Here is a 23,619-nt window from a genome sequence, read left to right as displayed (position 1 = left end):
GTGAGTGCCTAGCGAAAGCCCTAACGGCATTCTCCTTTCAGCCTTGATTCGGACAGTGCAATCCGCTTAGAAACTCGCTATGAGTGCAAGCTTGTATCTATCGTGTTTATGGCCGGGGTTGCCGGAAATTTGGTGGCGTGGCCGTTTGGCGTCGCTGCCGCTAGCGATTGGCTTCGCCCTAGCCGTCAATCTATTCTTGATTGTCGGTTGGATTTACCCTGACTGGTTGTCCGGCGGGCTGTTTTGGATGGGCACCCTGGTCGGCTTCGGCGTTTGGGGCTACTACGTCGCCCGAGGGCTTCGTGAATTACCGGAATTGATCAGCCCGCGTACCGTCAGCGAGGAACCCGATCGATTTGGTGACGCCCATTTGGCTTATCTAAAAGGTGAGTGGCAGAGCTGCGAGAACTATCTCACCACAGTGCTAGCAATTGAACCTCGCGATCCGCCGGCACTGATCATGTTGTGTGCCGTTTATCGGCACCAGGGTCGTTACGAGGATGCTGACCTGTTACTCGGCGAAATCAGTCGCCTCGAGGTTGCCGATGCGTGGTGGGTCGAATTGGATGCGGAGCGAAGGCGATTGAGACGCCAAATAGCTGCGAAATCGGAATCAGAGGAACATCCGAAAACAGACCAAAATGAGAAACAGAATGCAAGCAATCCTGCCGATCTGACAGACTCAGCAGCGAATTTGGATGTGCAGCCTGATTCGCGATCGGCGGCTGCATAACCCAATCCACTGACCTTGCATAAAAAAACCGCAAACTGTCCCGCTTTTGTGCCACTTAACGGTGGAGTTTTGGAAAACTTGTTCCTGTTTTTCCTGGGTTTCGGCATAGATGAAGGGTTTTTAACTGTTATCACACCCGAGACGCCTATCCCCTGACTTTGACGTAACCGATAGAATCCACCGTAACCCGAAAGACCCCGCGTTTGGATCTCACCAAATCGCCGCTAGTCCAATTCGATTTTTGTACGCTAACCGGATGTGGCGTACCGTTTGCTTATACAGTTAGTCGCGATAACGAGTCGCCAGTCTGACAGCCTGCGTAACGAGATAATTTGATATGTACGAACGATTTACTGACCGTGCCCGAAAAGTCATGCAATTGGCGAATCAGGAAGCTCAGCGGTTTAACCACGAATACATTGGAACCGAGCACATCTTGCTCGGCCTCGTCAAAGAGGGGAGTGGCGTCGCTGCCAATGTCCTGAAGAATTTGGAGGTCGATCTGCGAAAGATTCGGCTTGAGGTGGAGAAATTAGTTCAAAGCGGGCCGGAAATGGTCACCGTTGGCAAATTGCCACAAACGCCACGAGCGAAGAAAGTCATCGAATACTCGATGGAAGAAGCTCGTAATTTGAACCACAGCTACGTCGGCACCGAGCACATTCTGCTTGGGTTGCTGCGAGAGCAGGAAGGGGTCGCAGCCCAAGTGCTGATGAACCTCGGCCTGAAACTCGAAGACGTTCGCGAAGAAGTCTTGAACCTTCTTGGCCATGGTCTCGAAGGAGCCGAAGTGGGCGAGCGAGGCGGTCGTAGTGGCGAAAACGAAGGCGGCGGAAGTCCTTCGGGTAAGAGCGGCAAAAGCAAGACACCGGCACTCGATAGTTTTGGCCGTGACTTAACCGAATTGGCCAAGAAGGGTGAACTTGACCCCGTGATTGGTCGTGAACGAGAAATCGAGCGAGCGATCCAAATTCTTTGCCGCCGAACAAAAAACAATCCTGTGCTTCTAGGGGAAGCGGGCGTTGGCAAAACCGCGATCGTCGAAGGTTTTGCACAACAAGTCATTTCGGGTGAAGTCCCTGAAATTCTTGCCGACAAACGAATCGTCGTACTTGACCTTGCGATGATGGTCGCGGGAACCAAGTACCGTGGTCAATTTGAAGAACGTATCAAAGCGGTGATGACCGAAGTTCGCCGAGTCAAAAACACGATCCTATTCATTGACGAATTGCATACGCTCGTTGGTGCCGGTGGCGCCGAAGGCGCGATCGACGCAGCGAACGTGCTGAAGCCCGCACTCTCGCGAGGTGAAATTCAATGCATCGGAGCCACGACACTGGACGAGTACCGTAAGTACATCGAAAAGGACAACGCATTGGCACGGCGATTCCAAGAAATCATCGTTGAGCCAACTGGCAAAAAAGAAACGGTTGAAATCTTAAAGGGACTTCGCGAGCGTTACGAAGAGCATCACCGCGTTCAATTCACGGATGACGCACTCGTTGCGGCCGTGGAGATGAGCGAACGGTACATCACGGCTCGTTGCCTACCGGACAAAGCAATCGATGTGATCGACGAATCAGGTGCTCGAGTGCGGCTTCGCACGATGACTCGTCCACCCGATTTAAAAGAGATCGACGAAGAAGTCGAAAAGCTGAACAAGGAAAAAGAAGACGCGGTTGCCAACCAAGACTTCGAAAAAGCCGCTAACCTCCGTGATCAGGCCGAAAAACTTCGTAAGAAGAAGGATACGATCACCCAGCAGTGGCGAGAAAAGAGTCAGCAAATCGATGGAGTCGTTGACGAAGAAGTGATCGCCGAAGTCGTTAGCAAGATGACTGGTATTCCGTTGACCCGGTTGTCGACCGAAGACAGCATGCGGCTGATGAAGATGGAAGATGAGCTTCACAAGCGAGTCGTTAGCCAAGAGCAAGCCGTAACGGCCATTGCCAAGGCGGTTCGCCGAAGTCGTAGCGGTTTGAAAGATCCAAAACGACCCACCGGTTCGTTCATCTTCGCCGGACCGACTGGTGTCGGTAAGACGTTGTTGGCCAAAGCGCTTGCAGAATACATGTTCGGTGACGCCGATGCACTGGTTCATATCGATATGAGCGAGTACATGGAAAAACACAACGTCAGTCGATTAATTGGTGCCCCTCCTGGATTTGTCGGGTACGAAGAAGGTGGCCAATTGACCGAGAAGATTCGACGTCGTCCGTACGCGGTGGTGTTGTTCGACGAAATCGAAAAGGCTCACCCAGACGTTTTCAACATGCTGCTACAAGTCATGGAAGAAGGTCGCTTGACCGACTCGTTCGGTCGCAACGTCGACTTCCGAAACACGATCTTGATCATGACGACCAATGCCGGTGCGGAAGCAATCAAGAATGAATCGTCATTCGGATTCCAAAAACCCGATGGCGATGCCAGCTACGATTCAATGAAAAGTCGTGTGATGGACCAGATCGAACGCGTCTTCCGGCCTGAGTTCTTGAACCGGCTTGATGATACGATCATTTTCCGTCACCTGACTACCGAAGACTTGAAGCTTGTGATCGATTACGAATTGTCGAAGGTTCGCGAACGATTGGAAGACCGTGGTTTGTCAATCATTCTGACCGACGACGCCAAGGAATTCTTGGTCAAGAAGGGCAGCAACCTCGATTACGGTGCTCGCCCACTGCGCCGAGCAATCGAGCAGCGAATCGAAGACCCGTTGAGCGAGGATTTGCTCCGTGGTGCATTCGAAGGTCAAGATACGATCGTGATCGATGGATTCAAGGACGAGAATGGCAAGACCACCCGTTTGACCTTCCGTGGCGAAAAGCGGGGTCTACCCGAACCGTCCGAAGAAACCGTTGCTGCCGGTGCCGGTGAAGGTGACTCGGTGGAAACGGACAACAAAGAATCCTAGGCTTCCGACCTAACGGAGCAAAACGAAAAGGCAGGTGAGCAATCACCTGCCTTTTTTTGGTTCGTAACGCATATTTCGAAACAATCGATAGATAATCCTAGGGAGGTAACATTGCGGTAACATGGGCTTCCTAAGCTACACCTGTGACGCTGGCAGTGTCGAAGCGACATTGGCGATAAGTCGAGCCGGTTGGCCTAGCGTCCTGCTACCCACTCAAAGCTTCAAAGGAACCGTAACATGCGACTTACAAAGTTCAATCCGAGATTCCTATTATGGTTGGCCACGGCGGTCTGGTTAACGATCGCTTCGCCTAGTGTATCGGTATGTGCCGCGACACCCGCCGAGCTGCTCGAAAAAGGCATCTACACCGAAGAAACCGTTGGCGATTTGGACGCGGCCATTGCCGTCTATGAGAGGGTCGTCAGCGAGGGGAAGAAGTCCGTGAAGTCTGCTGCCGAAGCTCAACTACGCATCGGTTTGTGTTACGAAAAACAAGGCAAGGCAGACCTAGCCACAGCAGCTTTCCAATCCCTTGTCGACAACTTTCCAACTGCAACGGAAATGGTCAGCCAAGCGAAAAGACACCTGAAGTCGAACACCGAATTGATCGATGTCCCTTGGGGTGATGGCGATGAACTGCACTTAGAGATGAAGCTGCAAACCGGAATGGGCATCGGTATGCAGGTGTGGCGAGTCGCCAAGTCACAATTGGACGGTAAACCCATGTGGGAGTGCAACGCTTGGCAAGTCGTAACGATCAATGGTCAAAAGGGGAAGAGCCAAGTATTCGCTGACCCGAAGACATTTGCACCAGTCCAAAGCACCTGGAAACACAGTCTTCTGGGTGAAGCTCAGGCGAAGTACGAATCAAACCAAGTCGTCATTAAGTTGTTGAACAAGAACGACGAAACCACGCTTAAGACGGAGAATGGGTATTTTGACAATGAGCAAGCAGCCGAAGTTTTTCGTCGACTACCGCTGAAAGTTGGATACAAATCGACGATGAATGTCGTCTCGCCATTGGGTGGCGCGCTCGTGTCGATTGGGTTGGAAGTTCCCAAAACTGAGACGATCGAAGTCCCGGTTGGCACTTTCGAGTGCTTTCGCTTGGAACTCAACATTGGTCAGACCTTTTGGATCTCCAACGACCAGCATCGTTACATCGTCCGATTCGACGCAGGTGGCATATCGGCAAGTCTAGTCAAAATCGCAACTCCCAAGGACGGCGAAACCACAGCATTGAAATCGGATCGCTTCGAGACTGTGTTGCCGCCCGATTGGTTTGCCTACGCGCCATCCAATCCTGCGAAGAACGAAACGGAAACGACTAACTTGATCGACCCCTTGGCCGAACTCGATTCAAAAATCGAGACCCAGACACTTGAATCGTTGAAAACCAAACATGACTCGCCCGTCGCGTGGCTGCAAGCAATAACGGAGGAGTACAAACCGCGTATGAAGGGATTCACACTCGTTTCCGACGGTATTCAGGCGATCAAAGTAGGCGATCGTGACGCAGCGGTCGTGGACATCGAGTTTGACGAAGGCCCCAAAAGAATCAGAGCGCGACGTGTTGCGGTATTCGGTGAATCGTCGGCCGTCACGGTGCGGTACATGGGTCCGAAAGACGCATTCGACCGTTTGCAGCCATCGCTGGAAAACATCGTCGAAAGTCTTAGCGTCCGATAGGAAATACGGATCATGAATAACGATCGCCTCGCGTGGCCTATTGTATTGCTGCTGCTGACGGTACTTGTACCATCGGTGGGGGTCGTATGGATGATGCGTGAGGCGGTCCGCAACGAACGCTTAGCTTCCGATCAACGATTGATGGAAGCCTATCAAATGCAGCTCCAAACCGCTGTTGAAACGGTTCAAGATCGATGGGCGGACCAGATTCGGCGATCGTCCGAGACGGTTCAACAGCACGCCCCAGCAACTGCTTTTGCCGAAATCGTTTTGCAGGGTGATCTGGATGCGGTATTGATTCGCGATGGACAGGGAAACATCACCTATCCAAATCCAACACCATCGAGCCCAATTCGTACCAATGTAACGGTTCGTAGCGAAGAAACCGAGCCGCTTTGGACCCGCGCGCAGCGGCTGGAATTTGTCGATCGCAAGTTTGCCGAAGCGGCTGAAATTTATAGCCAGTTGTCGATCGAGTCATCCGACGCGATTTTACAGGGTCGTTGCCGACAAGCGCAAGTGCGATGTCTTTTGGAACTGGACCGCGACGATCTGGCAATCAAGGTGCTGCAAACACAACGAAAGCGACCACAACTTCGCGACTGGGAGGGTCGATCGTTTGCCGCTGCCGCAGAAATGCGTTTGTTAGAGCTTATGGATGAAGACTCTTCGCAATGGCAGGAAGTTGCAACATCGTTGACTCTGCGGTTGAATGACTATCGCGATGACAAGCTGACTTCGTCGCAGCGTCTATTCCTGATGAATCAATTTGGGCACCTAACAAGTGAATCGATGGATTGGCCTACCTATGCTGCCGAGACATTGGCAAATCAGGCTGCGCTGGTCGAAGAAATTCAACATGCGTCACCACGTTTGCAAGAAACTGCGATCCCTGATGTTTGGTGCCGAGCGACGCCAGACGGTCGCATCGTCGAACTGTATCGAACCGCCACACTCGACCGTCGATTGCGAGAGTTAGCCGACGGACTTCCCTTGCCTCGCGGTGTAACGTTCGTTCTGACACCTCCCAACAAGGTTTCCGACAACCTGATGGACGCTTCATTGAATTCGCAGTTTGGTGGTTGGCGTTTGGGTCTCGCCATGACGCAAGGCGATCTGCGGAACCAAATTTCCCAGGAGCGTCGAGCCATTCACGGTTGGATTGCCTTATTGGTAGTCGCGGTCACCTGCGTGCTCGGTTGGCTGCTCTCGGACGCTCTTCGTCGTCGGTTGCGGTTGGCAAAACTAAAGAACGATTTGGTCACGACGGTATCACACGAGTTGAAGACACCACTCGCGTCGATTCGGTTGCTGGTTGATACTTTGCTCCACGACGAACACGAGCCAAAGAGCGAAACGGCGACTGTTCAGCGACGTGAATATCTACAGCTGATCAGCCTCGAAAACGCTCGATTGACGCGGATGATTGATAATTTCCTGACCTTCTCTCGAATCGAACGTGGAAAGCCCGGTGTTGAGTTTCAGCGCGTGGACATGCGAGATGTCGTCGATCAGGCGGCAACCATTTTTCGGGAACACACCGGGGATGTTGACGATTCGCTGCACATCGATCGGGCACAGTCGGCGATGGTATCGGGCGACTCTGATTCACTAGTCACCGCGGTGGTGAACTTATTGGAAAACGCGTGGAAATACAGTGATGCCCCTCGGCAAATCACGGTGACCACCGATGTTAGTGATGAACGAGTTACCGTTGCGGTACGCGACAATGGGATCGGCATGAACGCACGGGCGATCAGCCAAGCCTTTGACCGATTCTTTCAAGTCGATCAGCATGTATCGCGAACACGAGGTGGTTGTGGTCTAGGGCTTAGTATCGTGCGTGCGATCATGCTGTCACACGGCGGTGAAGTTCAAGTCGTCAGCGAACCCGATGTCGGTAGCACGTTTACACTTTCTCTTCCCAAACCAGTTGAGGTGCTACCGTGACCGTCGCATCACGCGTTTTGATTATCGAAGATGATCCAGTGTTACTGCGTGGGCTGGGCGATAACTTCCGCAATGCTGGATTCGAAATCGCTACGGCCGCGGACGGACAGTCGGGATTGGCCCAAGTGCTCGCTGGACGACCCGACTTGGTTGTACTGGACATCATGCTTCCGAAGCTCAACGGTTACGAACTCTGTCGTCGGGTGCGAAAAGCCAATTTGGATCTTCCGATTTTGATGCTAACCGCCAAAGGTCAAGAAGAGGACATCGTTCGCGGCTTGGAACTTGGTGCCGACGACTACATGACGAAACCGTTTGGCATTCGCGAATTGCTCGCCCGCGCTGGACGACTGCTTCGCTCCCAATCCGCTACACATCCCGATCGTGTTTTGATTGGCGACGGCGTCTTCGACCGTACCGCGCACACGTTCATGCGGGACGGGACGCTCGTTCCACTGACAACCAAAGAGTATCAGTTGCTAGACTACTTCATCGGCCATCCACATCGGGCACTCACGCGCGGAAGTATTCTTGATCATGTTTGGGGACGGTCGTTGATGGTCAGCACTCGCAGTGTCGATCGTTGTGTTGCAACATTGCGAAGCAAAATCGAAATCGAGCCGAGCAGACCCGAATTCATTCACACGATTCGTGATGTCGGTTACCGCTTCGAGTTCCCTTAACAATTCGGTTTCAAATATTCATGGCGTTTATTGAAAAATGGCGTTGAATCCAGGTGGAAGCCTCGTCTGCCCACCAAATCTTTCTCCATCTCAGCCCAAACTCTATTGCGACTATGCCATCAAATTGGTTTTACTGCTTTATTGCCGAAAAACATATCTCGGCTAAATATTCGCAGCAAAGGCACTCAAGCGATGAGCAAGGCACGCATTGATCTGATCGATTTCGTCAAAGGATTTTCCATCCTGACGATTGTCGTGATGCACTACCTGCAAGATCTCGATCTCAGCTCGATCGTAATGAAGCTGAGCGCGTTTGGCGGTGCCGGCGTTCACGCCTTCATCTTCATCTCCGGCTTTGGGTTGTACCTAAGCCACGACCGAAACCCGCTGCCATACCTTTCCTTTTTACGGCGGCGGTTTATCAAGATCTATTTCCCCTACGCGATTGCCGTACTGATCATCGCGGGAATCGATTACTATCTCGACTACAATGAACCGTCGATCTATAAGATCGCCAGCCACTTGCTGCTGTTCAAGATGTTCAACGAAGAACTGATGATCAGCTTCGGCTACCATTTTTGGTTCATCTCAACCATCATCCAGCTCTACCTGACGTTTCCCCTGTTCGTATCGATCCGCGACCGATTTGGCAATCGATGGTTAATGGTGATCACGATCAGCGTTAGTCTGCTTTGGGGCGCAACCACCGCTGCGCTAGACAAACAAGAGATGCGAATTTGGAATTCGTTCTTTTTACAGTACGTCTGGGAATTCGCGTTAGGAATTTGCCTAGCGTCAGTCTATTTGAAGAAAGGCTACGCTGTCTGGGAAACAAGATGGCCAAAGCTAATCGGCGTAACAGTCGTGGGATTGGCTCTCTACGGTGCTCTGCCAATCGCATTTGGCGAAGTCGGAAAGCTCTTTAATGACTTTCCGGCGTTAGTGGGATATCTGGGAACGGCCATCCTATTGTATCGCTGCGCACCAATGCCGATCCGGTCCTTCATGAACTGGATCGGCAGCATCTCGTACGCGTTCTATCTATTCCACTTGATACTTATGGAAATCTTTGGACGGGCTTACCAGAACGGATTCGGACGACCACTCGACTTCCTATGGATGGTCGCCAGTATCGCGATCACGTTGCCGATTTCCGCTTACGCCCAAAAAGGGATTACGTGGTTGTACGCCAAGCTTAAGCTTTGAAGGCTACTTGATTTCGCGCAGTTTGATGTTCTTGAACTCCGTCCACATTGGTTTACCAGCGTGAAGTTGCACGGCGATGACTCCTTCGGATAAAGCTCGCTTGGGATCTTCGTCGGTGAAATCAAGAACCAATTTACCGTTCAAGTAATGCTTGATATGGTTTCCTTTGGCCAGGATGATCACGTCATTCCAATCATCAAGCTTCATGAGTTTTTTGAAGCCTTCTTGGTCGATAAGCGAATTGTCTAGGACCTTTTTGCCGTCAGCCGTCCAAACGGCTTTTTCACCGACGATACAAATGCGTCCACGGCTTCCTTTTTCATCGTAGATAAAGCTCGGCACATTCGGGAATTTTGCTTCATTTCGAATTTCATGTTGATAACCTTTGACCACCCAATCGTTCGATGAGTTTTCTACTCGTTTCGACCGATATTGGATTCCCGAGTTGTTAGCTGCATTACAACGGAAGGAAATTCGAAGTTCAAAATCCTTTAGCGTTCTGTCCTTAAGGATCAGGAACGTGTTACCTTTTGCGGGAACCTCCGCAGTCGTTTCACCATGGATCACTCCGTCGACGACCGACCATAGACGTGGGTCGCCATCCCAGCCTTCAAGATCCGATCCGTTAAATATCGTTTCGAATTCGGTAGAATCCGCGGGCGCCGGTTTGAGCGGCTCGTCCGCTGAAAGGAGGGTGACAAACAGGCTAAGGGACATCAAAATGCAACAGCGAAACATGGTGGGATACACTCCAGAAGTGGAAGGTGGGGAAGTAAAAGATTGGAGTAAAGAGTATGACTCGGATGCGGTCAAAGATCAATCAGTTCAATGAACTCGGTTTTTTCGTGGTTTGATGGCGTCAAAACAAATAAACGGATAGGACGGCATGCGACGTATTTTGTTGGTTCCCGGTTTCTGTGAACCCCGTTTCCTATTGAAACCGCTTCGTCATGCAATTCGCCGTTCGCACCAAAGCGTCGAAATTTGGCGAGATCGCTGGGTCGGCCGTTCGCTACAAACGAGTATCGATCGACTCAAATGCGACCTGGGCCGCGACGCGGATGACGCCGATCACTCGGTCGCGATTGTCACACACAGTTTTGGGGATTGGGTCACCCGCCAAGCGATTGCCGAATTGCCACCAAACCACCACGTCACCCATCTCGTTTCAATCGCTCCGATCATGACCACCAGCCCGATCGCGATGGGATTGGCAGCGATCGGAGGCGGGCTGATTTCGGAAGTCCCCGTGATGGCGAGGAAGAAGCGTGCGTCGATGAACAATCGCTTGAACCCCAATTTGAATCGATTGATCATCTGGGCCAAGGCTGACGTATGGGTGCGCCCCGTTGAATTTTCCAATAAACCAAACCTGAAAATCGAAAGCGTCTGGGCATCCCACCTTTCGGTCGCTTTGCAGCCAAACGTTCATCGCAAGGTATGCGAATTTTTGTTGACTTAGCCGTTATCGCCCTACGCGCCAAGAAACTGTGTTCGTTGGCCCTCTTTGTTGATGCGTCTACGTGTCAATTTGCTCGATGGCATCGAGTGGTATCCAGCCATCCTTCGCATCGCTCGTTCTGACCTTTGCCCACGATCCCCGAACTTGCTTGACGGTGACTTCAGTTGTTTCCGCTAAAGGACCTCCAACGCTTGGACTTTGGTCGCTGTCAGCACTTCGCAGTTTCACCGGTTCCGATGCGATCACAACGGCTTGATTGTCTCGGCAAAAGATCAACTCATGTACAAGCACCGGCAACGCAAAGAGCAGCGTGAGCGACAGTAACATGATTGGCACGGCTATCCCAATTCGCTTGCGCCAAAGAACTCGGATCGTTAACAGCAACCACAATAGGATCCAACTAAAAATGGCCATCCACAACACGAAGCTACGTGGCGCCAAAGAAAACACGGTCGCTGTGATGCGTTTGGGCCATATACCTTCTTGCACGTTCACTTGGTCATGAGACCATCCATTCATCATTGCGGGATTGTCCGGATCCAGTTTGATTGCGCGAAGCTGGTTCGCCATCGCGCGGCCCTTTGATTCATTTCTCCGATAAGCACTGGCGAGATTGGAATAGAGTTTCGCGTTTCGCACACCGGAATCGGCCACCATTTGGTATTTCTGTGCCGCTGTCGCAAAGTCGTCTCGAGCATAAGCATCGTTTGCTTCGTCCAGCAATATCGACAATGCATCGCCCGCGAGTTCGCGACCATTTGGATACTCCGTTGATTGCGCAAGTGAATCGGTCGCTCCGACTCCCACCAACACAGTGGCCAACCACAGGCCGATCGTACGACTCGATCGACGAAGCGACACGGCGGCACTCTCGGCTCGGGGTTCCGCATGATGCTTCGCTTCCAAACAGGTCGAAGCGATTTCCATTGCTTCGACTTTCAAACGGTCAAGCGATTCGCCATCCGTCAATGGCACGCCGCTACTTGCCCGGCGACACGCCTCGAAAAATCCTTCCATCCGGACCGCTAGATCTCGTCGTCCATCGCGACGCAGATTTCCGGCCAATTTCAATTCATTTGCTTCGCTCAGTTTCCATTGATGAGCCAAAAAACGTTGAACGGTTTGGCTAAGCTCTAAGGATTCCTCCGCGGCACTCACTTGTTTGGACAATTGAACAAGAGGGCGGTAACGCCTGCGCACCGCCGACAAAACGTTATCTAGGTTGACCATTAATGCAGCAAGCAAAAAGGCCAGCGGTGGCAAAGTCATCGCCAATATCATGGGCAAACTCAACAGCGGCGGATGCGACGTTTGTGCGAGTAATTCCGAGGCGGGATAGAGTATCGGTCCGCCGTTGGCCATTTCCGTCCCAGTAGTCGCTGCATTGTCGGTTGGCGAATCCGCTTGGCTCAGACGAGGTGCACCCGAGACAATGCTGTCGAGGGCCAACACTGCGGCTGGTTCAACCTTGATTGCGATTGGATCACTTGCAACAGCGACAAACTGCTCTTTGTCAGGATCAAAGTAGCTCAACCGAATCGGCGGAATCTCGGTTGTCTTTTCGGACAAAGGACGAATCGTCGTCGTGAACTGTTTCATGTTATTACGAACCACGCCCGCCAATGGTTCCTCGGATACCTTGAAGTTAGCGGTGAGCGTTTCGTCATCACTAAGCAGTGGCGGTTGGAGCAAGTCCATCGGTCCATCCCCCGCGATCGTGATATGTAAGGTGATCGGGTCACCAACTTGGACCTCGGTTGGGATCGCTTCGCTAGCGATCTCGTACTTGCCGACCGCACCTCGATAGTCGCTTGGACGGTTGGCGGTCGGGACCGGTTTGACCTTGATCGAATCGACGTTCGCGTCCGCGACGATCGGACGTGCTGCTGTGATGGCAAGTTGTGAACCGAACGATCTATCAAATGGGCTTGAACTGCCGAACGGAAAACTATCGCTGTTGAACAAGCTTCCAAAGGAACTGCGCGAACGGCCCAATTCGGTAGGGTATTGGACCACCACGCGGCAATCGTCGCCCGATATGCTGCCCGGCGCCTGCGGATAAACACTCGCATCGATTTCGTATAAATAGTAGGTTGCTAAGTTCCCGTCCGCGTCTTTTCGTTGTACTTCTTCCCCACCGGGTCTTTGGTTATTTTCCGCCAATTCCTGCATCCGATCCGAAAAAACACCCCAATCGGTTTGCTTCGAAACGAGTTGCCACATATTGCCTTCGGAAAGAGTGACACCAAGCTCGGCATCATGAAAAGGCTTGATCCAAATTTTTAACGTCAAGTCGATTGGTTGACCAACATAAACGCTCTCTCGATCGCCAACGACTTCGACGAACAACAAATCGCCGGTCTCGCTTTTGGTCGCTCTGATTCGAATCGCGGTGGTCAATTCTTTTCGCCCATCGTAGCTGACCGTGATCGGCGGGATCACAAATTCGCCTGCTTGCATCGGCGTGACTAAGAAGACGTAAACGAGCGAATTGCTTTGACTTACGCGACCATTGAAGACGCTTCTTTGCGAGCTTTGACGTTGCACACCTTTCGATTGGATCTTCAACCCGTCGACATCAGGTAATTCCGGCGGTTCATGCTTATTCACATTCTGAAAATGCAACTGAATTGTCACGGGCAATCCAACGTAGGTTTCCTCGGACGACAATTGAACCTTCACGTCACCTGCTATTGCCATGGAACTTAGCAGGAGGAGAGACAGGATGATTGGTATTATGTTTTTCATCATTGATACTTGCTTGATTACCAGTCCTTGTCGACAGGAATATGACGCCTGCGCTGCATCTGTTCGCGGCGAAGTTCGCGTAGCAATTCTCGGTCACGAATCGCTTGCAGCATCTTGTTCGCTTCCACCTCGGTCATTTGACCGATAACAACAGGTTCACGGTCCTCGGAGTCACCCGATTGGGTTTGTTGTTGGTTCTGTGGGTTGGCGGCGGAGAGCTCTCCTTCGGCATTCGAAGGTGATTCGGACGAAGACGGTTGCGAGTCGGATTCCGGCGGATCCGTTTCCGATTGTCTTTGTTGTTGTGAACCCGCTTGCTTTGAATCATCCTCTTTGGCCCCAGACTCACTAGCCTCGGAATCATTGGACTCCGAAGACTCTTGATCTTGCTGTGACGATTCCGAATCCGATTCCGAATCGCTTTCCCCCGAATCTTGTTGTGAATTGTTTTCGTTAGATTCACTTTGCTGAGAATCGTCCTGCTGGGATTCGTCCTGTTGTTGTTGTGATTCGCCGTCTTGCGAAGATGAGGGCTCGGATTCTGATGACTCAGATTCTTCGGATTGCTGCTGTTGATCCTGTTGGGAATTCTCTTGTTGCTGTTCTTGCTGTTGCTGATTTAGCAATTGCATCGCCAATTCAATATTGGCTCGGGCATCTTGGTCGTCGGGTGCGATTGCCAGAACTTCACGGTATCGACCAATTGCTTTGAGTAGATTTGCGATTGCCGATTTGGGGTCCTGGTCCGTTTGGGCGACAGCATGCTGATAGTGGCAACTGCCAAGATTGAAGCGGGCTCGCGCGGCGATTTCGCTTGAATCGGCACCAACGAGCCGTTCGAATTGCTGAGCGGCTTCAAGGAAATCACCCGATTGGTAATTTTCGACGGCTGCGTTGTAGCGGTCCACATCAAGGCCCTCGTCTAGACCCTCGTCAAGTTCCTCGTCAAGTTCCTCGTCTAGGCCCTCATCATGGACCTCGTCTAGAACCTCGCCAAGTTCCAATTCTTGAGCTGCGACACCGCATTGCTCCCCCAGCACTGCCGACGCGAAGACAGCCACGAACACGGCCGCGATGAGGGCGGACGCCGTGATTTTCGATACAAGATTCAAGATTGATTTCATTTCACAAATTCTTCGACGCAAAGCACCGGTTTTTAAAGCAAAGCTAACGGGTAACTTTGTCTTGCCACAAAACTGGACAAAACGTACCATGGCGGAGATGCGGTCACACGGCTAGGCCACCGCAACCCTCCATTGCACTACAAAACGTACTATACGTCGTCCCCTGTGGATTGGATCGTGCATATGGATTTACCATCAAAACAGACGTCAACGCAACTCATGGATGTGAATCTCTCTGATTGGCTCGTTGAGCAAAAAAAGAGGCTCGCGGCTGAACCGATCGGCGGATACGCCCCGGGTGAATCCCCGATGGCCGAGCCGGTCGCGTTGGCGGCCATCACGGCCTGTGCGTACGACTTGAGCGAGACTGCATCGACGCTTTGCCATTATATGCAGCAAGCCCAAAACCGCGATGGATCCGTCTCTGTGGGCCTCAATACCGAGGGGCCGTTTTGGACGACATCACTGGCGTGCATCGCTTGGCGTCAATTCGAGCTTCATTGGCCCGAATTGGCCAACCCCTGGTGTCGTGATTCCTACCGACGAGGTCTCGATTTTCTGTTTCAGATTCGCGGCGAGAAGGTTCTTGGTGGGGATACTTTTGGTCACGACACTCAATTGGTCGGATGGCCTTGGGTTGAAGGAACGCATTCGTGGATCGAACCGACTGCGATGGCGCTAATGGCGATGCGTCATTGTGGTGCGGCGGACCATCCGCGAGCGATCGAGGCATTCAAGTTGCTCTCGGATCGGCAATTGCCCACTGGCGGTGCGAATTATGGCAACACGTTTGTACTGGGTAACAAACTTCGGCCGCATGTTCTGCCAAGTGCCATGTGCATCGTTGCGGTTCACCGCGTCACTCCGATCCCGGAATCGTTCGATGCGACGATTCGCTATTTGGAAAACGAACTGAATCGCCCGATGGCGGCGATCTCGTTGGCGTGGACGATCCATGCCCTCGTTTCATCCCGCTGGAACAACGTGACGCCATTCGACCTCGAATTAGATTGGCCGCTACGCGCCGCCATCAATCGATTAAGAACGATCGAGGTAAATCCCTATCGGCAAAATCTGTTGATGTTGGCTGCCCGCATGCAACAGTCACCTTTGTTGGCGGTCGAGCCAGATTCATTTTTCGGCTTGGCAAGTGGCGTGAAATCATGAGCGAGCCATCTTCCAATCCAAACCTGAATTCTAACCAACAAGACCGACGAGGTTTCCTGATCACCGGCGCGGCAACCGCAGCCGTGATCGCTGGAGCGGCCTATTGGCATCATCGGTCCAAGCCAAACAGCGAAGTCTTCATCGCGAAGAACCAAAAATACGGCGGCGAGTTGGTCCGCACCATTCGCGATGGACTGCTGGCGTGCGAATTCGATCCCGAGACGATCCGTGGCAAGCGTGTACTTCTAAAACCAAATTTGGTGGAGCCTTCACGATTGTCGCCGCACATGACTACACATCCAACCATGATCCAAGCGGCCGTGGAAGTGTTTCGCGAGTGGAATGCGGAAGTCACCGTTGGCGAAGGACCCGGCCACGTTCGAGATACCGAACAAGCGTTGATCGAATCAGGCGTGATGGAAGCACTCGGCGACGTGCGGATGTCCTTTGAGGATCTGAATTACCAAGAGATACGCGCCGTAAAAAATGTAGGGAAAGCCTGCAGGCTCAGCAGTTTCTATTTTCCGCGTGCGGTGATCGAAGCTGATTTGGTCGTCAGCATGCCAAAGATGAAAACGCATCATTGGATGGGTATGACCGGCGCAATGAAGAACATGTATGGAGTCATTCCAGGTATCAAATACGGATGGCCCAAGAATGTCCTTCATTACAATGGCATCCCCGAAACGGTTTTCGATATCAATGCTTCGGTTGGCCGGCGAATTACGATTGTCGACGGAATTGACTGCATGGAAGGCGATGGTCCTATTTTAGGGACGCCAAAGCCGATGGGTTTGGTTCTTGTAGGGACAAACTTGACCGCGGTCGATGCCACGATGGCTCGATTGATGGACATCTTGCCTAATCGCATACCCTACCTAGCACTCGCAGCGGATCGACTCGGGCCGATTGACGAGACGCGCATCATCCAACGTGGTGAAAATTGGCAACCACTCGCTGATCCGTTTATGATACTTGACCGAAATCATCTTCGAGTACTGCGAGACAACCATTCCCATTTCGTGACGTAAAGACAAGTGAATCTTCGATGCAACGGCTTCAAGAAATATTCAACACCGATTCGCCCGTTGCATTGATTACCGGCAGCGGTTCGCCGCGAGTCGGTCAAACGATCGCTAGTTGGTTGGCACGGCAACGATGCCGCATCGCACTCCATGCCAACACCAGCATTGAAAAGGCGGAACAAGCTGCGGCACAGATGCGAACCGAATATGGGGTCGACGTGATTATCACCCAAGGGGCACTTGGCGAAGACGGCACGGCCGAAAAAATCGTCGATGAAACCGCTGGCCATTTCGGTCGAATCGATGTTCTGGTCAACTCGGCCGCGATCTGGCATCCCACCAAACTCGAAGCAGTCACCGCGGATGAAGTCCGTCGTTATTTCGAGATCAATTCACTCGGATCTTTTCTTTGTGCAAAAGCAGCGGGACTGCGAATGGTCGATCAGCCATCGGGCGGTTCGATCGTCAACATTGGCGATTGGGCGACCGCACGTCCCTACCTTGATCACGCCGCCTACTTTCCGAGCAAAGGGGCCATTGAAGCGATGACACGATCGTTGGCCGTCGAATTAGGAACGCGTAACCCGCGAGTGCGAGTCAATTGCATACAGCCGGGCCCCGTTTTACTTTCCGAGGATATGAGCGAACTCGACCAACGTCGCTTGGCCGAAACCATGTTACTCGGCCGAGTCGGCACACCGGAGAGCATTGCTCACGCCGTGCTATTTCTTTGTGAAAATGACTTCGTCACTGGCGTGTGTTTACCCGTCGACGGTGGCCGTACCATCTATGCGTCTGACGGAGTCCAAATGGGAATGAATACGGGATGATGTACTTCGAACTGTCCGACGTTTTGCGCGGCTAAAGCCTGAACACCAACTACTATTAGACGTCGATCTCTTCGGCGTCTTCGGCTCTTTCCATGATGAATCGGAACCTAGCTGAGGCGTCGCGGCCCATCAAATCGCTAATCACCCGATCGGTTTCCAAGTGATCGTCCACTTCGACTTTCAAAAGTCGCCGCGTTTGTGGATTGAGCGTCGTTTCCCAAAGGACTTTGGGCATCATCTCACCGAGACCTTTAAATCGCGTAATCTCAGGATTCGCTCGGCCCGCATGTTCTTCGAGAATTTGCTCGCGGTGCTCTTCGTCATTCGCCCAATAGGTTTGCTTGCCAATATCGATTCGGTACAGCGGAGGAACGGCGATAAACAAGTTCCCTTCCGCTATCAATGCGGGCATGTGGCGGTAAAAGAACGTCAACAGCAACGTCGTGATGTGATGTCCATCCGAATCCGCATCAGCAAGCAAGATAATTTTTTTGTAACGCAACGAAGCGAGGTTAATATTGGGACCGATCCCACAGCCAAGTGACGCGATCATGTCCTGAATTTCTTTGTTCTCCGTGAGCTTTTTGAGCGTCGCGTTTTCGGTATTGAGGACCTTTCCACGCAGCGGCAAGATCGCTTGGTAATTCCGGTTACGACCCTGTTTTGCACTACCGCCCGCCGAGTCACCTTCGACGATAAACAGTTCCGATTCTGACTTTCCGCTGGCCAAACAATCACTCAGTTTGCCCGGCAGCATTGTTCGCTTAGCGCCCCCTTTTCGAGATACCGCATCCGATGCGGCTCGCGATGCGGCTCGTGCCCGCGCCGCAGCAATGATTCTGGCAATCACCATATCGGCAACCGATCGGTTATTGTTCATCCACTGCTCCATAGCCGGACGCGTCGACGCCTCGACTAATGCTTGAGCTTCTGGATTGTTGAGTCGGTCCTTCGTTTGGCCCTGGAATTGAGGTTCGGCAATGAAGATTGAAATGATCGCGACAAGTCCTTCGCGAATATCTTCATGAGTGATTTTGACACCGCGTGGTGTCAGGTTGTGGGTGTCGATGTAATTGCGAACGGCTTTATTGAGTCCGCTACGAAGTCCACTTTCATGAGTTCCGCCGCTGCCGGTTGGAATACCATTGACGTAGCTACGGACATGTTCGTCGGTCGATTCGGTCCACTGCAGCGTCAATTCCATTCGAATATCGTCATCCTTTCGCAAAATGAAAGGCGTATCATGGATGGGCCGTGCTTTGCGATCTTTTAGCACCTTGGCCAAAAAGTCAACGATCCCCTGTTCGTGCAGAAACGTTTCCTTTGTCTTTGCGGTTTCATCAATGTAAGTAACCTTCACGCCGCGATGCAGAAAGCTGACCGTTTCAAGTCGAGCTCGAATCGTCGCACTGTCAAAATCGATTTTCGGAAATATCGTTGGGTCTGGCGTAAAGGTGATCGTCGTTCCTGTGCCGCGGGCGGGCCCTTTCAATTTTTGCAGCCCCGTCTTCGCTTTACCTCGTTCGAACATCATCCGGTACTGGGAACCGTTGCGGCGCACCACTGCGCTCAATTCTTTCGAAAGAGCATTGACCACCGACGCGCCGACACCGTGAAGTCCACCAGCGGTTTTGTAGTTTCCACCGTCAAATTTCCCACCGGCATGAAGTACGGTGAGTACCATTTCGAGTGCTGGTTTCTTTGTTTTTGGGTGTCTGTCAACAGGGATACCGCGACCATTATCATAAACGGAAACACTCGTACCATCTTTATGCAGCGTTACCGATATCTCGGTCGCATGACCGTTCATCGCTTCGTCAACGGAATTGTCGACGATTTCCCAAATCAAGTGGTGTAGCCCTGACATCCCGACGCCACCGATGTACATACCGGGTCGCTTTCGAACCGGATCAAGCCCTTCCAGCGCGGTGATGTCTTTAGCGCTATACGACTTCGTAACAGTACTCATAAATGCTTATTCTTCAAAGGTTACAGGTGCTTCGATTGGCGCCGTAATGATTTCGGCGATCTTTCCGTTCTTTTGTATCTCGTTGCCGCGTCCACCTCGCGAGGTGACTCGGTATTTAGCAGTTGAAATCGTTTTCTTTGCACCACGGTTGGTTTGAACGGTTAACAAATCACGATCGCCAGTGGACGCTTTGAATCCAAGCACACGGTCATCCGCTGACAAGCGAATCAGCGTTACCCCTTTTCCAGCGCCTGATAGATAGTTCACTTCTTCGGCCGAACAAATCATCGCGCGACAATTCGCTGTGACTGCCAAGATCACTTCCATACCATGAACCGGCGCGACATCGATCACTTCGGCACCCGCTTTCACACGAGCGAATTTGCGTCCGTTTCGTGTGGATGGTTCTACGAAACTTGCCAACCCGAAGCGAAGAGCAAATCCGTTGGATGTGACGGCCATCGCATGCGTTTCGGGGCACAAATCGGGCTTTTTTGGGTCTTCGCGGATGTCGCCGATGATTCGCGAGTCAAACGACATTACCGCAACAATTCGCTCGCCATCTTTGAGTTTAAACAATTTTTGAATCGGCTCACCGAAACCGGTGGAGGCCGGTATGTCGATCATTCGGACGGTGTAACAAACGCCTAGTGAAGAGAACAAACCGATCGTTTCCCTTGTGTTGCCAGCGACACACGAAAGAACTTTGTCGCCTTGTCGCACACGGCTCTTGCCCGGGTCGGCTATCTGCTTTTGCCGTTTCACCCAACCATCTTTGGTGACCATGACATGACAATCTTCGGCAACGATAAAGTCTTCTGCCGTGTACTCGGGTTCTTCTGCGATCGTTTCGATAGAAGATTGCCGTTTGGCTCGCGGATCTTTGTTGTAGTCGTTGATTAGCGACTCGATCTCACCGCGAATAATTTGCCATCGACCCGAGGCCATGTAATCCTTTGTATCATCACTGAGAAGTTTCTTAATCTCACGTGCTCGTTTACGCTTATCTTTAAGCTCATCGAGGATCATGTTGATTTCGAGTCGAGCAAGCCGATAAAGTTTCAGCTCAAGGATCGCATCGGTTTGTTCCTCATCGAGCCCACCTTTAGCGGCTGGGAACCGTTTCATTATCTTTTGGGCTGCGTCCGCTTTGCCATCCGATTTTCGAATGATCGCAATGATTTGGTCTAGCGCGTCAAAGATTAACGCAAAACCTTCGAGAATATGTATGCGGCGTTCTAGCCCCGCAAGTTCATTTTCGAGTCGCTTGGTAAGCACACTCATGCGGAAGTGTAAAAAGTGCCATAACACTTCTTTCAGTCCCAATCGTTCGGGCCGGCCCACTTCGGGATTTTCCGTCGGAACCAAACAGGTCAAGTTGACGCTAAAGTTCTTTTGAAAATCGGTGTGCTTGTAAAGATAAGCGAGCACCTTGTTCTCGTCCGCGTCTTTCTTCAACACCAAGTCGATGCGGATTTCATCGGTCGACAAATCTCGAGCTTCGATGACCAAAGGAAACTTGCCGGAGTAAACCAATTCGTTAATTCGTTCAACGAGCGCCGACTTGTTTACACCGTACGGAATCGAATCGATTTTCAGTACGTTGCTACTTCGCGACTTCGATTTTAGGGTTGCCGTTCCACGCAACTTCACTGTCCCTTGACCAGTGCTGTAGATATCTCGGAGCTCGTCCTTGGTATTGATGATCTGGCCACCGGTGGGGAAGTCCGGCCCACGGACGGCGTCATTGGCAACAAGTTGGTAATCCTTGATTTCGGGATCACGCAGTAGTTTCAGAAGCGCCTGGCAAACCTCTTTCAAATTGTGTGGCGGTATGTTGGTCGCCATTCCGACCGCGATGCCGGTCGCACCATTGACGAGCAAATTGGGGACGCGACTTGGCAAGACAACCGGTTCTTCGCGGCTGCCGTCATAGTTCGGTTTGAACGCAACGGTGCGAGTAGCCAAGTCGGTCAACACCTCGTTAGCGATCGGTGTCATCCGACATTCGGTGTACCGCATCGCCGCTGCGTTATCGCCGTCGACGCTACCGAAGTTCCCGCTGCCGTCAATCAATGGCATGCGGAGCGAAAACGGCTGTGCCATCCGCACCAAAGCTTCATAGATTGAACTGTCGCCATGTGGGTGGTAATTCCCCATCACGTCCCCGACGACCTTGGCACATTTTCGGTGTTTTGCTGACGCGGTCAGTCCCTGCTGACTCATGGTGTACAAAATTCGCCTTTGTACCGGTTTCAATCCGTCACGGACATCCGGAAGCGCTCGGCTGGTAATCACCGAGAGCGAATAGTTCAAATAGCGAGCTTGGGCCGCTTGCCGCAGCGGAATTGCTGTCAATAAGTGGTCATCCACCTGGTCAAACAGGGATCCGTTGGATCCAGCATTGGACTTGGATTTGGAGCTCGAATTTCGAGAAGAATTGCGTTTAGAGCGTTTTGCCACGCTTGGAAGTCCTTTTTCGTCTGTCTTTTTCGTTCGTTTGGATGCGAGCCTGCGTAATTTGTATGGTTTACGGCGATTTGCTTCGATGGGTCAAGATGAGAGATTCCAGTTACCTACCGGGTTATAGCGATCAGACCCGTAGTAGCGAAACCGCCGATCAGGCGAAGCGGGGCGGGACAGATTGCAAAGGTCATGCGAGTCGCGCCGTAGATCCGAAACTTGGCGGTAAGGCTGGTCGTGTTCAAGGATGGACCATCGTCGGCCCGTTTGCCATAAACAGCAGATTGCACCACCGTCAGAACAACTTTCGGAGTGATGTTCCGATCTCGTTCGATTGCGTCTGGTTCAGGAGGAACCGCAAGATGAAACGTCAACTCATGCACAAACTCGCTTGCACTGCCGCGCTGGCCGTGCTGGCCACGACCACCAACTCCGCTTCGGCCCACTTGTTCGGCAGTGGCGAGCGAATTGTCGAATCCCATGTCATTAGTGACACGGCCGTAAGTGGTTCAGGCAGCTACGTCGGCGACATCGGCGTCGATGGGGCAAGTACCGGCCAAGGCTACGACGTCGGCGATCTCTGCTCGGCCGGATGCCAAGAACGCAAATATGGCCAACCCGACCTGTTCTACAATTACTACACCCAAGGCAACTGCAACCGGACTAACGCCCAATTGTACTTGTCACCACGGCCGGTTCCGCCGAACGTCGGGCATACGTTTTTCACGTATCAGCCTTTTTATCCCGAAGAGATGCTTTATTGGCACAAGAACCGATTCCACAACTACTATGACAATGGTCGCGGTATGAATCGAACTCGGGCTATTTACTACAGCCCACCCGTGCGCCAAGCAGCCAGTAATTTTTACTGGAACTACCTGCGGCTCGCCCGTTAGGAATTAGACGCGTTAGAAAATTGGAAGGGGAACTCGCTGAGTGTTCCCTTCCTTTCAGCTCTTAAACCTTACTTCGGTAACACCTTTCTTCGGCACATAGTCATGATTCGACACATAATTCTCTCCGTCGCTCTAGTAACAACGCTGGCAGGTTGCTTTTGCAACCAGAACGAAGCCGACGCTGGCGACCCGTACGCGATGACCCAAGTGTGGCAACACAACTATGCAATGGATCGTCCTTGGCACGGTGGTTACTACTACCAAAACAGTGGTCAACCGACTGCTTTGATCGTTCCGCCAACCGCTCACATGCGCCAAACGCTGTCGTGGGGTGTTAGCCAGAACTTGATGTATCCGATACATCACCAATTCGGCCGTAGCGCTAGTTCACCTGGAGCCGCCCAACGAGGCAGTTTCCGGCCTACGCCCAATTGGCCAAGCCACACCGATCAATTCGGCGTCTACTACGTACGTGGCCCTTGGTAGAACGACTTCGAGATCGTCGATGAAGCAGCATCACTGACAAGTCGCCGGCCTCGATTGAATTCGAGGCCGAGCAGTAATGAGAATGAGTGTGCTGCGAAAAACAAGTTGCTTGAACTTTCTTCGCGCGTGCTGCGCGGAAACCGCCAAATCGACGTGAAGCTCTATACTGAGTTTGCTGCATCACGTTGCACCTTTTCTATTCGGGTTGCACCTTTTCTACTCGGATCGCCAAGCCGCTGCGGCGATACGTCTTGTGCTTTCGAAACGTGTGACA

17 protein-coding genes are annotated in these 23,619 nt (G+C 52.0%); 12 read left to right on the top strand and 5 right to left on the bottom strand.

Annotation, left to right across the window (positions count from 1 at the left end; genetic code table 11):
- Positions 1–79 precede the first annotated feature (79 nt).
- From CA13_RS18005 to CA13_RS17980, 6 genes are all read left to right on the top strand, one after another.
- The gene (locus CA13_RS18005) at positions 80–733 is read left to right on the top strand and encodes a tetratricopeptide repeat protein (RefSeq protein WP_146398926.1); all 654 of its coding nucleotides are present in this window, start codon (positions 80–82) and stop codon (positions 731–733) included.
- Between the two features lie 337 nt (positions 734–1,070).
- Positions 1,071–3,647, top strand: a complete 2,577-nt coding sequence (locus CA13_RS18000; RefSeq protein ID WP_146398924.1) for an ATP-dependent Clp protease ATP-binding subunit — start codon at positions 1,071–1,073, stop codon at positions 3,645–3,647.
- A gap of 237 nt (positions 3,648–3,884) precedes the next feature.
- Positions 3,885–5,336: a DUF3108 domain-containing protein gene (locus tag CA13_RS17995; RefSeq protein ID WP_146398922.1), complete on the top strand. Its 1,452-nt coding sequence runs from the start codon at positions 3,885–3,887 to the stop codon at positions 5,334–5,336.
- 12 nt (positions 5,337–5,348) lie between these two features.
- Positions 5,349–7,286 carry a sensor histidine kinase gene (locus CA13_RS17990; RefSeq protein ID WP_419194520.1) on the top strand — a complete coding sequence of 646 codons (1,938 nt, stop codon included), beginning with the start codon at positions 5,349–5,351 and terminating at the stop codon, positions 7,284–7,286.
- On the top strand, positions 7,283–7,969 hold the full coding sequence (locus tag CA13_RS17985) for a response regulator transcription factor (protein ID WP_146398918.1): 687 nt from the start codon (positions 7,283–7,285) through the stop codon (positions 7,967–7,969). The genes CA13_RS17990 and CA13_RS17985 overlap by 4 nt, the downstream gene beginning before the upstream one ends.
- Before the next feature lie 192 nt (positions 7,970–8,161).
- Positions 8,162–9,175 (top strand): acyltransferase family protein, encoded by a 1,014-nt coding sequence (locus CA13_RS17980; protein ID WP_146398916.1) that lies wholly within the window; start codon positions 8,162–8,164, stop codon positions 9,173–9,175.
- Positions 9,176–9,178: 3 nt separating this feature from the next.
- On the opposite strand, the gene CA13_RS17975 is transcribed toward CA13_RS17980, so the two are convergent.
- The gene (locus tag CA13_RS17975; protein ID WP_146398914.1) at positions 9,179–9,913 is read right to left on the bottom strand and encodes a 3-keto-disaccharide hydrolase; all 735 of its coding nucleotides are present in this window, start codon (positions 9,911–9,913) and stop codon (positions 9,179–9,181) included.
- Between the two features lie 148 nt (positions 9,914–10,061).
- On the opposite strand from CA13_RS17975, the gene CA13_RS17970 reads away from it, so the two are divergent.
- Complete coding sequence (locus tag CA13_RS17970) at positions 10,062–10,637, top strand: esterase/lipase family protein (protein WP_146398912.1); 576 nt, start codon at positions 10,062–10,064, stop codon at positions 10,635–10,637.
- A gap of 57 nt (positions 10,638–10,694) precedes the next feature.
- On the opposite strand, the gene CA13_RS17965 is transcribed toward CA13_RS17970, so the two are convergent.
- Positions 10,695–13,337, bottom strand: a complete 2,643-nt coding sequence (locus CA13_RS17965) for a BatD family protein (RefSeq protein WP_419194519.1) — start codon at positions 13,335–13,337, stop codon at positions 10,695–10,697.
- Positions 13,338–13,402: 65 nt separating this feature from the next.
- Positions 13,403–14,509, bottom strand: a complete 1,107-nt coding sequence (locus CA13_RS17960) for a hypothetical protein (RefSeq protein WP_146398908.1) — start codon at positions 14,507–14,509, stop codon at positions 13,403–13,405.
- A 183-nt stretch (positions 14,510–14,692) separates the two neighbouring features.
- On the opposite strand from CA13_RS17960, the gene CA13_RS17955 reads away from it, so the two are divergent.
- From CA13_RS17955 to CA13_RS17945, 3 genes are read left to right on the top strand one after another with little or no spacing between them, the layout of a single operon-like run.
- On the top strand, positions 14,693–15,676 hold the full coding sequence (locus CA13_RS17955) for a prenyltransferase/squalene oxidase repeat-containing protein (protein ID WP_146398906.1): 984 nt from the start codon (positions 14,693–14,695) through the stop codon (positions 15,674–15,676).
- Positions 15,673–16,707 (top strand): DUF362 domain-containing protein, encoded by a 1,035-nt coding sequence (locus CA13_RS17950; RefSeq protein ID WP_146398904.1) that lies wholly within the window; start codon positions 15,673–15,675, stop codon positions 16,705–16,707. Before CA13_RS17955 ends, CA13_RS17950 begins: the two co-directional genes overlap by 4 nt.
- 17 nt (positions 16,708–16,724) lie before the next feature.
- Complete coding sequence (locus tag CA13_RS17945; RefSeq protein WP_146398902.1) at positions 16,725–17,531, top strand: SDR family NAD(P)-dependent oxidoreductase; 807 nt, start codon at positions 16,725–16,727, stop codon at positions 17,529–17,531.
- Between the two features lie 55 nt (positions 17,532–17,586).
- Here the strand turns inward: CA13_RS17945 and CA13_RS17940 are convergent, their stop codons facing one another.
- Both CA13_RS17940 and CA13_RS17935 read right to left on the bottom strand, forming a co-directional pair.
- Positions 17,587–19,500 (bottom strand): DNA gyrase/topoisomerase IV subunit B, encoded by a 1,914-nt coding sequence (locus CA13_RS17940; protein WP_146398900.1) that lies wholly within the window; start codon positions 19,498–19,500, stop codon positions 17,587–17,589.
- Positions 19,501–19,506: 6 nt separating this feature from the next.
- Complete coding sequence (locus tag CA13_RS17935; RefSeq protein WP_146398898.1) at positions 19,507–21,963, bottom strand: DNA gyrase/topoisomerase IV subunit A; 2,457 nt, start codon at positions 21,961–21,963, stop codon at positions 19,507–19,509.
- A gap of 362 nt (positions 21,964–22,325) precedes the next feature.
- Here CA13_RS17935 and CA13_RS17930 point away from each other — a divergent pair, with 362 nt between their 5' ends.
- The gene (locus CA13_RS17930) at positions 22,326–22,859 is read left to right on the top strand and encodes a hypothetical protein (protein WP_146398897.1); all 534 of its coding nucleotides are present in this window, start codon (positions 22,326–22,328) and stop codon (positions 22,857–22,859) included.
- Positions 22,860–22,961: 102 nt separating this feature from the next.
- Positions 22,962–23,345 carry a hypothetical protein gene (locus CA13_RS17925; RefSeq protein ID WP_146398896.1) on the top strand — a complete coding sequence of 128 codons (384 nt, stop codon included), beginning with the start codon at positions 22,962–22,964 and terminating at the stop codon, positions 23,343–23,345.
- Positions 23,346–23,619 lie beyond the last annotated feature (274 nt).

Source organism: Novipirellula herctigrandis, from assembly GCA_007859835.1.
GTDB classification, from domain to species: Bacteria; Planctomycetota; Planctomycetia; order Pirellulales; family Pirellulaceae; genus Novipirellula_A; species Novipirellula_A herctigrandis.
This window is presented reverse-complemented; position numbering and strand designations above follow the sequence as displayed.